This window comes from Providencia sp. CIM-Carb-044 (assembly GCF_033901115.1).
Taxonomy (GTDB): domain Bacteria; phylum Pseudomonadota; class Gammaproteobacteria; order Enterobacterales; family Enterobacteriaceae; genus Providencia; species Providencia hangzhouensis.
In genome coordinates this window covers 218362-233499 of record NZ_JAXADV010000006.1, presented here as the reverse complement: position 1 = coordinate 233499, position 15138 = coordinate 218362, and the positions used below count along the sequence as shown (strand labels likewise).

Sequence of the window (15138 nt, the reverse complement as noted above, 5' to 3'; positions counted from 1 at the left end):
TTTCTTTTCTTAGTATGACAATGTGCTAGTAACCATTGACGAGAAGAAATTCGCGGAAACTGCTTGTGGACCAAGGTTGCCCTTGTCGGTCATATAATTGCTGTTGATTTAATGCACTAACTAATTCTTCAAGTGATTCAGTGCCAGCAGCGAATAGCGTTTCCAGTGCAAAAATGAGTTTGTTTTCATACTCATCAGGCATACGTGAACGTGTTTGCCAAACGATATTCGGTGCACTTCCTGGCGCTTGGATACTGCCTTTACCACCTTCTCGTGCTGGGATAATTTGATTATTTGCTGGTAAATACGGATTAATATTTTGAATAGGTTCCATTTCTACTCCTCAATCAAACTGATTTCGATTCGGTTATCGTGAATGCGTGTCTGGTAGGTTTTGAGATCTCGCCCACCAGGTTCGCGTAAACATTTACCCGTTTTAATATCGAAAACGGCTTCATGTAATGGGCATTCCACTTTGCCATCTTCAACAAAACCTTGGCTTAACAGGGCATAGGCATGTGGGCAAACATCTTCTAAGGCATAATATTGGTCTTCAACTAAGAAGATCCCAATTTCGGCATCATCAACTTTGGCTGAAAAAGGAAATTCTTCTTGAACTTGTGAGACATCGCAGACAGCAATCCAGCTCATGGTTTTCTCCTTTTGAATGTGTTGTAACATTTTGTTTCATATGCGAAACATTGTTTTTTATTTAAAACCAGATTAATTGTATGGGTGATTATTAGTCAATCAAATGTTGGATAAATGTAAAATATTCGTTTCAAAATGTGGGGTGTGTCGAGGTTATGATGGAGTTTGGTTTCATATGAGAAACTTTCGATAGGTTTATTCAAATAGGACTACTCGTTTATGGTGTTTGGGAAGGAAGTCATGGAGAAATGTGAAAAATAATCTATAGAATAATAAGCTCAATATATAAATTAATATCAATAGGATATTGCATATAAGCTCTTAATATCCTATTGATGGTATATTCAAATAAATTATTTCACCTCAAAGCGTTGCAAGTCTTTACTGACCGTCACAGGGCCTGAGTATTGTTTTCTGACTTCATTAATCCACACGTCATCAGTAATCGATGGGTCATCCGCGGGGACTAAGTGGGTTAGGACAAGGTGTTTTACATTAGCTTGCTTGGCTATTTTTCCGACATCTTCTGCTGTTGTATGGTGAGAAATAATCGCTTTTGCCAGCGTTGAACCGTTGCCGATACGGTTGGCTAAATTTTCCACACCAGAGACTAAGACGACTTCATTAATTAAGTAATCAGCATCTTTAGCAAATTCAATAATTTGGCTATTATCAATCATATCACCAGTAATAACGATAGTTTTTCCGCCAGATTGTATTTTATAAGCGAGAGCTTCGTCTGAGTTAAAAGGTGGGTGTGGAACAAATAAGGCACTAATTTCGACATCATCATTTTTGAGTACAGGGCCTTCTTGAATATCTTTTGCTGTAACTATTTGGCGCAAATCAGGTTTACCTTCATCTTTAACGCGTAAATCAATATCGCGACTAAAAGTATCCCAAACACCTTTTGTCATACTTTCCGTTCCAACAGGGCCATAAACAGCGATATTATGATTTAAACCACTGTTCCATGCATTTAACAGTAGGGCTGGGTAATCGGCAACATGATCACTGTGGAGGTGGGTAATAAAGATAGAATCAAGATTTTTTAATGGGGCTTTTGATTGAACTAATCGCAAACTTGCTCCGTATCCCGCATCAAATAAGTATATTTTATCGTTCTTGATAAATGCCGTCGATTGCGGCAAGCGTTTTTCATTTAATAATGAAGGACCGCCTTTTGTTCCAAGCGTAATAATTTCATCTGCACTAGTAAGATGGCTAACACCAAATAGCGCAGCACCGATAGAAAGAGAAACGAAGAGTTGTTTTAGTTTCAAAATATCACCTCTTTATATTATTAATAGATTGAGTTTTATGAATAATATTTATTCATTGCAGGGTATTGATATATTGTTAATATGTGAATAACTCTACGTTTATGTGTGGTGGGATACTATCGTTCTTATGGACTAGGTGAATGATTTAGAAGATTATTTATGTTAATTAATAGAGAATAGTTCTGAAAATAATTATTCAATTTAACTATAATTCTAATATTATTTAATAGAGAAAGTTATATTGTTTGCTCATCCTATTTAAATTGGATTTTAAATTTATATTTAACTCTGTTTAGGGTTATTAATGAATAAATAATAGGCTCTATTTTTAAATGGAATCATTATTGTATTACTAAATAATTGGTTCGGTTTTTGAAAAATGAGTCTGCCAATTGTATTTCCACAACTTTTCTTGATCTCAAGTGAAGTTTTTTTTATGTTTTAGCGCGAAAATACCCTCACAGTGCTAAGGGGATATCTCAGTGAAAAGTGGTATACAGTTACGCATCAAAGGGAAAGTGCAAGGTGTGGGGTTTCGCCCCTATATTTGGCAGTTAGCCCACCAATGCAAATTATTAGGTGATGTTTGTAATGATGGTGAAGGGGTGCTAGTGCGTTTATGTATTGGTTCGGATCTCACTGAATTTACTCAGTTATTGTACCAACATTGTCCGCCATTAGCCCATATAGAAAGTATTGAACCGCAACCTTTTCAATGGGATAAATTACCCGACACCTTTACTATTCGCCGTAGTGGTGAAGGTAAAATGGACACGCAAGTAATTCCAGATGCTGCCACTTGTGATGCGTGCCAACAAGAGCTTTTTGCCCTATCAAATCGGCGTTTTCATTACCCGTTTACAAACTGTACGCATTGCGGCCCCCGTTTCACTATTATTCGTCATATGCCTTATGATAGACCCAATACCGCAATGGCCGATTTTCCTTTGTGTCCTAATTGCTTAGAGGAATATCAATCCCCCGCAGATAGACGATTTCATGCGCAACCTAATGCGTGCGCGGTGTGTGGCCCTGAAATTAAATTGTGCGACCCATCAGGAAAAACGATTGCAAATAAAGAGAACGCATTAGTCTTGGCAGCTCAGCAGTTATTGGCAGGTAAAATTGTTGCCATTAAGGGGATCGGGGGTTTTCACCTTGCTTGTGATGCGAGTAATGATCAGGCGGTAGAAGCCTTGCGCGTACGTAAATGCCGCCCAACTAAGCCACTTGCGGTAATGGTTCCATCACTGAATTGGTTAGAGTTGCACAATATGCCGCTTAGTGATGGCCTATGTGCATTATTAAAAAGCCCTGCCGCACCAATTGTGTTGATTAAAAATTGGAAAAATCATGTATTAAGCCAATATATTGCGCCAAAGCTAGCGGAAATAGGTGTTATGTTACCTTCTAATCCGTTGCAACACCTATTGATGGCACAAGTTAATCGCCCATTAGTGATGACGTCAGGAAATGTATCAGGAAAGCCCCCTGTATTGAGTGAGCAAGCTGCTCTGGCTGATTTAACGGATATTGCTGATTTTTTCCTCACTCATAACCGCGATGTTGTCCAACGCGCAGATGACTCACTGGTGCGTTATCATGATGGGCAAGCGGAAATGCTCCGTCGTGCGCGGGGTTATGTCCCTGATGCGATTGATTTACCTAAAGGGTTTGAAAATTCCCCACCAATACTGGCTTTAGGGGCTGATCTTAAAAATACCTTTTGTTTATTGCGAGACAAAAGTGCAGTAATGAGCCAACACCTAGGCGACCTTGATGACATGGATATTTTTGAACAATACCAGTCTGCGATTGCATTATTTGAATCTATTTATCGTTTTACGCCAACCGCTATAGTTTCTGATATGCATCCTAATTATGTGAGTACGCGCTATGGCGAGGCGTTATCACAGCAATTACGAATCCCATTGATAAAAGTGCAGCATCATCATGCGCATATCGCAGCGGTAATGGTTGAGCATGGTTTACCACTAAATGGAAGTAAAGTCATTGGGTTAGCTTTGGATGGTTTGGGGTATGGTGATGACCACCGGCTATGGGGAGGTGAATGCTTACTAGTGGATTATAAATCCAGTCAATACCTAGGAGGCTTGCCCCCAGTTGCACTGCCGGGAGGGGAATTAGCTTCTCGGCAGCCATGGCGTAATTTCCTTGCGCATTGTTCACAATTTGTCCCCCAGTGGCAAAAGCAAGAGAGCGTTGCTTATTTAATGTCATTTCCTTGGCAAGGCTTACAAAAGGCGATTGATAAAGGAATTAATAGCCCAACGGCTTCATCTACTGGGCGGCTTTTTGATGCGGTTGCTGCGGCGTTAGGTATTTGTACGGCACAAACTAGTTGGGAAGGGGAGGCCGCTTGCCAACTGGAAGCGATTGCAATGAAATCTCCCGTGAGCGTACATCCGGTCACTATGCCGTTAGTTGGTCAACAATTAGATTTACATACATTTTGGCAGCAATGGATGGCGTACTGTGCGCCTAAACCACAACGCGCACATGCATTTCATGTAGCGTTAGCGGAAGGTTTTGCTGAGCTAGCAAGGAAATCAGCGAACCAATATGGTACTAAGAAAATTGTTTTGTCAGGTGGTGTGATTCATAACCAACTATTGCGAGAACTATTAATGAATAATCTATCTGAGTTCGATGTGTTATATGCAAAACAATTTCCTATGGGAGATGGTGGGCTATCATTGGGGCAAGTCGCTATCGCTTCTGCGATGTTGAAAAATTAATCTATTACTGATGGGCAGTATTATATTTATAGGATTGTATATCTACCTATTTTTCAGATTTTCATTTTAATAGATTATATTGTCTTTTTGATATTGATTCTTATTTGACATATTTGTTTTTATATTAATAGTTGGATTGTTATTAATACACCTATTCTGCTTAATTAATTATATTACGACAATGAATCTAAATATCATAATGAAAAATAAATAGTTTTTTATTTTAAATGATGTGATGTATAACGCAGTATTGAAAATCAAATCTATTTTTTTATATTTTTCCTCTTGTTTTAACACAGGTTACTGAATCGATTTTTCTAGCAAATATATAAAAAAAATAAAATTTCTTATTGCCTATTGATGAAGATCAAATGATTTAGGAGCGGTAGGAATAGGATCTTATTTTATATTTATGCATCAGGTTACTTGAATAAGAATTTATTTCATTAGAGTTGGTTTTGTTGGCTTCTTAAATAGATAAATACAAACAGAAAGCGTATGCATCATTTGTGTATAGGGCCTTGTGGTATTTATAACCTTAAGATAATAAACAAAAATTTCCTTCTAATGAATAGGTTTTAAGCCACCCATAATAATAGGAAAAAAGAATGATAGGAGATAACTCTATTATTTCTTCGCATGGCATTAACCGCCGTGATTTTATGAAGTTATGTACAGCATTAGCAGCGACAATGGGATTAAGCGGGAAGGCTGCTGCCCAAATAGCTGAATCTATTAGTGACCCAGCTCGACCTCCTGTCATTTGGATTGGTGCCCAAGAGTGTACGGGGTGTACGGAATCTTTGCTGTGTTCAACCCATCCAACTTTGGAAAATTTAATTCTCGATACTATTTCATTGGAATACCACGAGGTGTTGTCTGCCGCCTTTGGTGAGCAAGTTGAGCAAAATAAACATGATGCAATTGAAAAGTACAAAGGAAAATATGTTTTAGTCGTCGATGGTTCTATCCCACTAAAAGATAACGGTATTTATTGCATGGTGGCGGGGAAACCGATTGTTGAGCATATTCGTGAAGTGGCTGAACACGCCGCGGCCGTGATTGCGATTGGTTCTTGTGCTTCGTGGGGCGGTGTTGCTGCGGCAGGAGATAACCCAACAGGAGCCGTGGGTTTAGATCAAGTCATTAAAGATAAAACCGTTATCAATATTCCAGGTTGCCCGCCTAATCCACATAACTTCCTTGCGACGGTCGCGCACTTAATTACGTTTAATCGTCCACCAAAACTGGATAGCAAAAATCGCCCAATGTTCGCGTACGGTCGATTAATTCATGAACACTGCGAACGTCGCCCTCATTTTGATGCGGGCCGCTTCGCAAAAGAGTTCGGTGATGATGGTCATCGTGAAGGTTGGTGTTTATACCATTTAGGCTGTAAGGGGCCTGAAACTTACGGGAACTGCTCCACATTGCAATTCTGTGATGTCGGTGGCGTCTGGCCTGTGGCGATTGGTCACCCTTGTTATGGCTGTAATGAGGAAAATGTCGGCTTTCACAAAGCGATACATCAGTTGGCGAGCGTGGAAAACCCAACACCACGGGTGGATAAACCGGATGTCAATAATCGCGAAGGTGGCCAAATTTCATCTACAGCTGTGGGGTTAATTGGTGGTGTTGTCGGGTTAGTAGCTGGAGTTAGCGTGATGGCGGTACGTGAATTAGGTCGTCAAAAACGCCAACAAGATACTGACTCACGGGGAGAATAACCGTGAATAGACGAAATTTTCTTAAACTCTCCGCAGGGGGAGCATTACTTGCGGGAAGTTCACCCAGCTTGGCGGGGCCTGAAAACCGCCCGCCAATTCCTAATTCTTTGGGGATGCTATATGACTCGACCCTGTGTATTGGGTGTCAGGCGTGTGTGACAAAATGCCAAGATATTAACCACCCAGAACGTAACCCGGTCGGGGAGCAAACTTGGTCAAATAATGACAAACTCACCCCTTATACCAACAATATTATTCAGGTTTGGAGCAGTGGAACAGGCGTTCATAAAGACCAAGAAAAAGATGGCTATGCCTACATTAAAAAGCAGTGTATGCACTGTGTTGACCCTAATTGCGTGTCGGTTTGCCCTGTTCAAGCGCTGAAAAAAGACCCAAAAACCGGCATTGTTCATTACGATGCCAGCGTATGTACTGGCTGCCGCTATTGCATGGTGGCGTGTCCCTTTAATATTCCGAAATATGCTTACGATGACAAATTTGGTGCGATTCATAAATGCGAGTTATGCAACCAAAAAGGTGTCGAACGTTTAGACAAGGGTGGCTTGCCCGGTTGTGTCGAAGTTTGCCCAACGGGAGCGGTAATTTTCGGGACGCGGGAAGAATTGCTCGCGGAAGCCAAAAAACGCTTAACACTCAAAGTGGGGGATGAGTACGGTTACCCAAGACAAACCTTACATAGCAATGACCCGAATGTGATTAAAGTGCCTAAATATGAGTCTCATGTTTATGGGGAACTTGAAGGTGGTGGTACACAAGTTATTGTTCTTTCAGGTGTGCCCTATCAAAATCTTGGGTTGCCTGAATTGGAGCAGTTGTCTACTGGGGCTCGTTCTGAATATGTCCAGCACACCCTTTATAAAGGGATGGTATTGCCGCTCGCGGCGTTGGCAGGGTTGAGTTTCTTGGTGTATCGCAATACCAAGAATGATAAACACGAAGGAGACGACTCAAATGACGACGCATCATAAAGAGCAGCCGTTAGGCGGGCGTTTAGTCAGTTGGCCAATTATGGTTTTTGGGCCATTAGTGCTGATTTGTGTCATCTTGATTGTTAAACGTTTGGTCTTCGGCTTAGGCTCAGTTTCTGACCTAAATGGTGGCTATCCTTGGGGGATCTGGATTGCTTTTGACTTACTAATTGGTACCGGTTTTGCTTGTGGCGGTTGGGCGCTGGCTTGGGCGGTGTATGTATTTAATCGCGGTGAATATCACCCGTTAGTGCGCCCTGCGTTATTAGCCAGTTTGTTCGGTTACTCCCTCGGTGGTTTATCGATTACCATTGACGTAGGTCGTTACTGGAACTTGCCTTACTTTTACATCCCCGGTTTCTTTAACACCAATTCGGTGCTATTTGAAACGGCAGTGTGTATGACGATTTATATTGGTGTGATGGCACTGGAATTTGCTCCTGCACTGTGTGAACGTTTTGGTTGGAAGGTTTCATTAAAACGCTTAAATAAAGTGATGTTTTTTATCATTGCGCTAGGGGCGTTATTGCCGATGATGCACCAGTCATCAATGGGGTCATTGATGATTTCAGCAGGATATAAAGTCCATCCTATTTGGCAAAGCTATGAAATGCTACCACTACTCTCATTGTTGACCGCATTTATTATGGGCTTTTCTATCGTCATTTTTGAAGGGTCATTACTTCAAGCCGCATTACGTGGGCAGGGTGCTGATGAACGACCACTGTTTGTTCGTATCACTCGGATCTTGCAGGTACTGTTAGTGCTGTTTTTGGTCTGTCGTTTTGGTGAGCTGATTTATCGAGATAAGTTGCACCATATCTTCAACACCGATTTCTACGCCATGATGTTTTGGATAGAAACCGCATTAATGGTTTTCCCATTGGTTATTTTCCGCATGCCATCACTGAGGAATGATTCACGGTGGTTATATGCAAGCGGTTTAAGCATGTTGATTGGCGCTGCCATGTGGCGGATGAGCTATTCCCTCGTTGCATTCAACCCAGGGGGCGGATACGACTACTTCCCAACAACAGAAGAACTTTTAATTTCAATAGGTTTCGTGGCAATAGAGGTATGCGCTTATATCTTATTGATCCGCTTATTACCTGTTATTCCAGCATTGAAAAAAACAACGATGAGCCATTCAGAGGCCCGAGGTAAAGCATGAGCCAACGTATAACAATAGACCCAGTCACTCGTATCGAAGGTCACTTACGCATTGATTGTGAAATTGAAGATGGAAAAGTCACCAAGGCTTGGGCTTCAGGCACGATGTGGCGTGGTATGGAAGAGATAGTCAAAGGAAAAGACCCTCGTGATGCATGGATGATCATGCAGCGTATTTGTGGGGTTTGTACTACAGTGCACGGTATTGTGTCGGTACGCACGATTGAGAGCGCCTTAAATATTGATGTGCCAGTGAATGCGCAGTATATCCGTAATATGATTTTAGCCGCGCATACTATTCAAGACCATATTGTCCATTTTTATCAATTATCGGCGTTAGATTGGGTGGATATCACCTCTGCGCTGAATGCAGACCCAAATAAAGCGGCAGAAATTTTGAGAGGCGTTTCGACGTGGCCACTGAATAGCCCAGAAGAGTTCACGCGAGTTCAAGATAAAATTAAAAAACTGGTTGCCAGTGGGCAATTGGGTATTTTTGCTAATGGATATTGGGGGCACCCAGCGATGAAACTATCGCCTGAGGTGAACTTAATTGCTGTAGCTCATTACTTACAAGCCCTCGAATGTCAGCGTGATGCTAACCGTATTGTGGCATTATTAGGAGGTAAAACGCCGCATATTCAAAACCTTGCTGTTGGTGGTGTCGCAAACCCTATCAACCTTGATGGTGTTGGGGTTCTGAACCTTGAACGCTTGATGTATGTAAAATCCTTTATTGACCGTTTAGGGGATTTTATCGAGCAAGTGTATAAGATTGACGCAGCGGTGATTGCAGCAGGCTACCCTGAATGGCTCGAAGTCGGTCAAGGTGCGAAACATTACATGTGTATGCCTGAAATGCCAATGGACGGTAAAAATGGGAATTTTCTATTACCTGGCGGGTATCTAGAGAACAGTGACTTTAGTACTTATCGCCCCATTACTAGCCATACAGATGAGTATTTGATCAACGGTATCAAAGAAAGTAGCAAACATGCATGGTACAAAGAAAATGAGCCACAAGCACCGTGGGAAGGCACCACGAACCCGGATTACACCGGCTGGGATGATGACGGTAAATATTCATGGGTAAAAGCACCAACTTTCTATGATAAAACCGTTGAGGTCGGGCCGCTCGCTGATTTGTTGTGTAAATTAGCGGCAAAACATGAACCGACAGAAAAACACTTTAATGATGTGGTAAACCTGTATCAAACACTGACAGGTAACAATATTAGTGTGGACCAACTGCATTCCACATTGGGGCGGATTATCGGACGTAGTGTTCGTTGTTGTGTACTGAATGAAACCTTGTCAATTCAATGGCAAGCGCTGGTGGACAACATCGCAAAAGGGGATCACACCACCTTTGTAAAACCCGTATTCCCAGAAAATGCCACCATTAAAGGTGTCGGTTTTGGTGAAGTACCTCGAGGTTTATTATCTCACTGGGTCGTGATCAAAGACGGTAAAATTGAAAATTACCAAGCGGTAGTGCCTTCTACTTGGAATTCAGGCCCACGTAATTTCAATGATGAGCCAGGCCCTTATGAGCAAGCATTGGTAGGAACTCCTGTCGCTGACCCATCTAAACCCCTTGAAGTGGTGCGGACCATTCACTCATTTGACCCTTGTATGTCTTGTGCAGTGCACATTGTTGACCCTGAAGGTGGCGAAGTCACTAAGGTTAAGGTGCTGTAATGCGTATTTTAGTCTTAGGTGTTGGCAATATACTGTTGAGCGATGAAGGGATTGGGGTACGCATCGTTGAGGCTTTAGAACAGCGCTATCACCTACCTGAATGCGTAGAAGTGCTTGATGGTGGAACTGCTGGAATGGAGTTAATTGGCCCAATGGCAGATAGAGACCATTTGATCATTGCCGATGTTGTGTTATCGAGCCAGAAGGCTGGCTCGATTTTAGTCTTGCGTGATGACGAAGTCCCTGCGCTGTTTACACGTAAAATTTCCCCACATCAACTCGGTTTATCAGATGTGCTATCCGCTTTGCATTTAACCGATGAATTCCCACAGCGGCTAACATTAGTTGGCGTTGTACCTGAATCCCTCGAACCGCATATCGGTTTGACGGCAACAGGGCAGGCCGCTTTAGAGCCAGCTTTACAAAAGGTTATTGAGGTTTTGCGAAGCGAAGGCTTGGAAATCATAGCGAAAGAAGAGAGTTTGCATGCCGGATGACATATTAGGTTATGAAACTAACCCTCGGCCTCAGGTTGAGGCCGCATTTACGCGCGTTGCTGAACAATCGATGCATGATTTGTCATTTTTGCATCCAACGATGCCTGTGCACGCCAGTGAGTTTGCCCTGTTTGAAGGGCAATGGGTGGGTGCGGTGATTACGCCATGGATGCTCAGCGCGATTATTCTACCGGGGCCTGAGCAATATTGGCCTCGCCGCGTGGTCGGTGACAAGGTTGGGTTAATCCTCCCCTATGGTGAAATGACTTATACCGTAGGTGAATTAGACGGCTTAACTCAATATTTTGCTTGCTCATTAATGTCGCCATTAGAAAAAAAAATGACACCAGAACAAGGTATTCACCTAACGGATGATTGCCAGCGAATATTGTTATCGCTCCCAGTTAGTGACCCGAATATTCCTCAAGCACCTGAACGTAGAGCATTGTTTGCCCGCCACTTAAGGGGGCAGGATGCATGAGGTTTCGTTATGCCAAAGTACGATAGAAATTATTGAACAGCAGGCGAAAAAAAATGCAGTTAACCGAGTCACCGGTGTTTGGCTTGAAATCGGCGCACTCTCTTGTGTTGAAGAGAGTGCGTTTCGCTTCAGTTTTGATGTCGTTTGCCGTGGTACGGTTGCAGAAGGCTGCCAGCTCCACATTATTTACCAGCCCGCACAAGCATGGTGTTGGGATTGCAGTGAAATAGTGGAAATAGACAGCCACCAATCGGTTTGTCCATGCTGTCAGGGGTTGAACCTGAAAGTGGAAAGTGGGGATAGTTTGCGCATCAAAGAGTTGGAAGTGGAGTAGCTTTTTGAGCTGAGCTTGAGGTGTATCAACTAGACTCAATGGACTATGTATTAATCTAATTTAACAATTTAGCGGTTGGGAGTGAAACTTATGTGTAGTACTTGTGGATGTGCGTCGGGAGAGCGCAAAATTGAGGGGGATGACCACCATCACGGCCATGATCACCACCAAGGTCACAACAATCATGATCACGACCATCACCATGATCATGAACCTAATGGGCAAACGGTGATCATTCATCACCATTATTATCATCAAGGTGATGTCCACAACCATTATCACCAATATGAACCCGCACCTGCTGAAAGCAAGTCTAAAAAGCATAAACACAAACATAAGCATAAACATATTTATCAAACGGCTGAGGCAAGTTTTAAACCGGCTGGGGAGCACCATGACCTTGATTATGGACACGGTGAAGCAGGTACTCATGCACCGGGGATTAGCCAAAAACGCATGCTACAAATTGAGATGGATGTGTTAGATAAAAATAACCATCTGGCGGAACATAACCGTGAGGATTTTTGCCAGAAGAATATTTTAGCGCTAAACCTCGTTTCTAGCCCCGGTTCAGGAAAAACCACCTTGTTGACAGAAACGTTGTTAAGACTGCGTGACAGAATTAATTGCGCAGTGATTGAAGGTGACCAACAAACCACTAATGATGCACAACGGATCCGCGAAACGGGTGTGCCTGCGATTCAAGTGAACACAGGAAAAGGCTGTCACTTAGATGCACAAATGGTCCACGATGCAACAGCACGTTTAGAATTAGCCGATAACAGTTTGTTATTTATTGAAAATGTTGGGAATCTCGTGTGCCCTGCCAGTTTTGACTTAGGGGAACGCCATAAAGTAGCGGTGCTGTCAGTCACGGAAGGGGAAGATAAACCTCTCAAATATCCACATATGTTTGCGGCAGCAGATATCATGTTATTGAATAAAATTGACTTATTGCCATACCTGAATTTTGATGTCGAAGCCTGTATTGCTAATGCCAAACAGGTGAATCCCAATATCCAAGTTATCCAAGTGTCTGCGACATGCGGCGAAGGGATGGATGCATGGCTGGCATGGTTGGAGACACAGCTATGTGCTTAGGTATTCCGGGCAAAATAGTGGCAGTTGGTGAAGATATTCACCAACTCGCTCAAGTGGATGTTTGTGGTGTAAAACGCGATGTGAATATTGGCCTCATTTGTGAAGGGGAAACCGTCGATTTATTAGGCCAATGGGTATTGGTACACGTCGGGTTTGCCATGAGTATCATCAATGAAAAAGAAGCGCAATCTACCTTGGATGCGTTAACCGCGATGAGCCAGCTAGACCATGAAGTCAGCGATTTTAGTGGTTTAAATGCAGGAGCAACAGATGCAGTACGTCGATGAATTTCGCGATCCTGTTCTTGCAAAAGCGCTATTAGCGCGTATTCATCAACGGGTGAGTGAAATACCCCAAGCGAAACGACGCCCATTACAACTCATGGAAGTCTGTGGTGGCCACACCCACGCGATTTTTAAATTTGGAATTGACCAGTTATTACCAGCTGACATTGAATTTGTTCATGGGCCCGGTTGCCCTGTGTGCGTTTTGCCAATGGGACGAATTGATAGTTGTATTGAAATTGCACAGCACCCTGAGGTTATCTTTTGTACTTATGGCGATGCAATGCGTGTTCCGGGGGAAAAGGGGTCTTTACTCGACGCCAAACGCAATGGGGCGGATGTCCGTATCGTTTATTCACCGCTAGATGCTTTGGCATTGGCAGAGCAGCATCCTCATCGGCAAGTGGTTTTCTTTGGCTTAGGCTTTGAAACCACAATGCCGAGTACGGCAATTACCTTGCAGCAGGCGAAGCGACGCCAATTAGCAAATTTTAGTGTATTTTGCCAGCACATTACGATCATTCCTACCTTGCGTAGCTTACTTGAGCAACCGGATGTCCGTATTGACGGCTTTTTAGCACCGGGACACGTGAGTATGGTGATCGGGGCGCATCCCTACCAGTTTATTAGCGAAGACTTCCATAAACCCTTGGTGGTCACAGGGTTCGAACCCTTAGATATTTTGCAGTCGTTAGCCATGCTAGTTGACCAAATCGCTGATGGTCGTTGTGAGGTAGAAAACCAATATAAACGCGTTGTGGCCGATGAAGGTAACCTGTTGGCACTTAAAGCGTTAGAGGAAGTTTTTGAACTTAAACAAACCAGTGAATGGCGTGGGTTGGGGGAAATTGCAGGCTCAGGGGTTCAATTAACTCAAGCTTACCAATTTTTTGATGCTGAGAAGCGTTTTCAGGTACAACCCCATAAAGTGGCAGATGACCCGCAAGCACGCTGCGGTGAGGTGTTAACAGGGCGCTGTAAACCGAACGAATGTACGTTGTTTGGGCGCCGTTGTACGCCACAAACGGCTTTTGGCGCATTAATGGTTTCTTCTGAAGGTGCCTGTGCAGCTTATTACCAATATCGTCGGGAGGCATAAATGAGTCGTGATGCTAACAATGTGGTGACGATGGCCCACGGAAGTGGTGGGCAGGCGATGCAGCAATTGATTGAACAGTTGTTTTTGCAGGCGTTTGCAAACCCAGCGTTGAATGAGAGGGAGGACCAAGCTCGACTTGCCTTGTCGGAAATGACCGCATTGGGTGACCGTTTGGCATTTAGTACCGATAGCTATGTCATCGACCCGATTTTTTTCCCGGGAGGCAATATTGGTAAAATAGCCGTTTGCGGCACAGTGAATGACGTTGCAGTTAGTGGGGCTACCCCCAAATATCTTTCTTGCGGTTTTATCTTGGAAGAAGGTTTTTCCCTGACTGAATTGCAGGTTATTGTCGAATCTATGGCGGCAACGGCAAAAGCGGCCGGTGTGGATATTGTGACAGGCGATACCAAGGTAGTGCAGCGCGGGGCCGCAGATAAAATCTTTATCAATACGGCAGGTATTGGCGTGATCCCGTCCAATATCCAGTGGGGAGCTCAGCATATTCAAGTTGGGGATAAAGTGATTGTTAGCGGTACGTTGGGTGACCACGGCGCGACTATCTTAAACCTGCGCGAACAACTCGGGTTAGAAGCGGAGCTTTGCAGTGATTGTGCTGTATTAACGCCATTGATAGCTCCGCTGCGTGAAATTGACGGCATTCGGGCATTACGAGACGCAACTCGTGGTGGCGTAACGGCAATTCTACATGAATTTGCCCAAGCCAGTGGCTGTGGAATTGCTGTTAATGAGGGGGATTTACCCGTCTCTTCTGCAGTTAGGGGCGTGTGCGAGCTATTGGGTTTAGAGCCGTTAAACTTTGCCAATGAAGGCAAACTAGTGATTGTGGTGAAACCTGAAGCGGAAAATGCGGTGCTTGCTGCACTACACCAGCACCCATTAGGGAAAGATGCCGCCACGATTGGCTGTGTGACTGAGCAAAAACAAGTCAAATTAGTTGGGATCTTCGGTACATCAAGGTTATTAGATTTGCCTCACAGCGAGCCTTTACCCCGTATTTGTTAATTAAAAACGCCCTATAGATAAAACCTATAGGGCGTC

General features: G+C 43.3%; 15 protein-coding genes. 12 read left to right on the top strand and 3 right to left on the bottom strand.

The features are described 5' to 3' along the window. Positions 1–25: 25 nt before the first annotated feature. The 3 genes from SJ312_RS14075 to SJ312_RS14065 form a co-directional block, all read right to left on the bottom strand. Entirely contained in the window at positions 26–334 is a 309-nt protein-coding gene (locus tag SJ312_RS14075) for a recombinase-like helix-turn-helix domain-containing protein (RefSeq protein WP_004257971.1), read from the bottom strand. A 2-nt stretch (positions 335–336) separates the two neighbouring features. Continuing rightward, the gene (gene nirD, locus SJ312_RS14070) at positions 337–651 is read right to left on the bottom strand and encodes a nitrite reductase small subunit NirD (RefSeq protein WP_094961062.1); all 315 of its coding nucleotides are present in this window, start codon (positions 649–651) and stop codon (positions 337–339) included. A gap of 353 nt (positions 652–1004) precedes the next feature. Next, positions 1005–1934, bottom strand: a complete 930-nt coding sequence (locus tag SJ312_RS14065) for an MBL fold metallo-hydrolase (protein WP_272574987.1) — start codon at positions 1932–1934, stop codon at positions 1005–1007. Between the two features lie 482 nt (positions 1935–2416). Here SJ312_RS14065 and hypF point away from each other — a divergent pair, with 482 nt between their 5' ends. The 12 genes from hypF to hypE all read left to right on the top strand — a co-directional run bounded on the left by hypF (position 2417) and on the right by hypE (position 15102). Continuing rightward, complete coding sequence (gene hypF, locus SJ312_RS14060; protein WP_272574986.1) at positions 2417–4693, top strand: carbamoyltransferase HypF; 2277 nt, start codon at positions 2417–2419, stop codon at positions 4691–4693. 608 nt (positions 4694–5301) lie between these two features. Further along, positions 5302–6420, top strand: a complete 1119-nt coding sequence (gene hybO / locus SJ312_RS14055; RefSeq protein ID WP_004257951.1) for a hydrogenase 2 small subunit — start codon at positions 5302–5304, stop codon at positions 6418–6420. A 2-nt stretch (positions 6421–6422) separates the two neighbouring features. Beyond that, positions 6423–7409, top strand: coding sequence for a hydrogenase 2 operon protein HybA (gene hybA / locus SJ312_RS14050; protein WP_094961065.1), 987 nt, complete (start codon positions 6423–6425; stop codon positions 7407–7409). Beyond that, a complete protein-coding gene (gene hybB / locus SJ312_RS14045; RefSeq protein ID WP_004257947.1) occupies positions 7393–8580 on the top strand; it encodes a Ni/Fe-hydrogenase cytochrome b subunit in 1188 nt (395 codons plus the stop codon). Before hybA ends, hybB begins: the two co-directional genes overlap by 17 nt. Then, the gene (gene hybC / locus SJ312_RS14040) at positions 8577–10280 is read left to right on the top strand and encodes a hydrogenase 2 large subunit (protein WP_004257943.1); all 1704 of its coding nucleotides are present in this window, start codon (positions 8577–8579) and stop codon (positions 10278–10280) included. The genes hybB and hybC overlap by 4 nt, the downstream gene beginning before the upstream one ends. Beyond that, entirely contained in the window at positions 10280–10777 is a 498-nt protein-coding gene (locus SJ312_RS14035) for a HyaD/HybD family hydrogenase maturation endopeptidase (RefSeq protein WP_072503048.1), read from the top strand. The genes hybC and SJ312_RS14035 overlap by 1 nt, the downstream gene beginning before the upstream one ends. Then, on the top strand, positions 10767–11258 hold the full coding sequence (hybE, locus tag SJ312_RS14030; protein WP_004257937.1) for a hydrogenase-2 assembly chaperone: 492 nt from the start codon (positions 10767–10769) through the stop codon (positions 11256–11258). The genes SJ312_RS14035 and hybE overlap by 11 nt, the downstream gene beginning before the upstream one ends. Next, positions 11251–11592: a hydrogenase maturation nickel metallochaperone HypA gene (gene hypA, locus SJ312_RS14025; protein ID WP_004257935.1), complete on the top strand. Its 342-nt coding sequence runs from the start codon at positions 11251–11253 to the stop codon at positions 11590–11592. Before hybE ends, hypA begins: the two co-directional genes overlap by 8 nt. Positions 11593–11682: 90 nt before the next feature. Further along, positions 11683–12693, top strand: coding sequence for a hydrogenase nickel incorporation protein HypB (gene hypB, locus SJ312_RS14020; protein WP_187710071.1), 1011 nt, complete (start codon positions 11683–11685; stop codon positions 12691–12693). After that, complete coding sequence (hybG, locus tag SJ312_RS14015; protein WP_165879942.1) at positions 12684–12980, top strand: hydrogenase maturation factor HybG; 297 nt, start codon at positions 12684–12686, stop codon at positions 12978–12980. Before hypB ends, hybG begins: the two co-directional genes overlap by 10 nt. Then, the gene (hypD, locus tag SJ312_RS14010; protein ID WP_319868053.1) at positions 12964–14076 is read left to right on the top strand and encodes a hydrogenase formation protein HypD; all 1113 of its coding nucleotides are present in this window, start codon (positions 12964–12966) and stop codon (positions 14074–14076) included. Before hybG ends, hypD begins: the two co-directional genes overlap by 17 nt. Further along, positions 14077–15102, top strand: a complete 1026-nt coding sequence (gene hypE, locus SJ312_RS14005) for a hydrogenase expression/formation protein HypE (protein ID WP_110591242.1) — start codon at positions 14077–14079, stop codon at positions 15100–15102. Positions 15103–15138 lie beyond the last annotated feature (36 nt).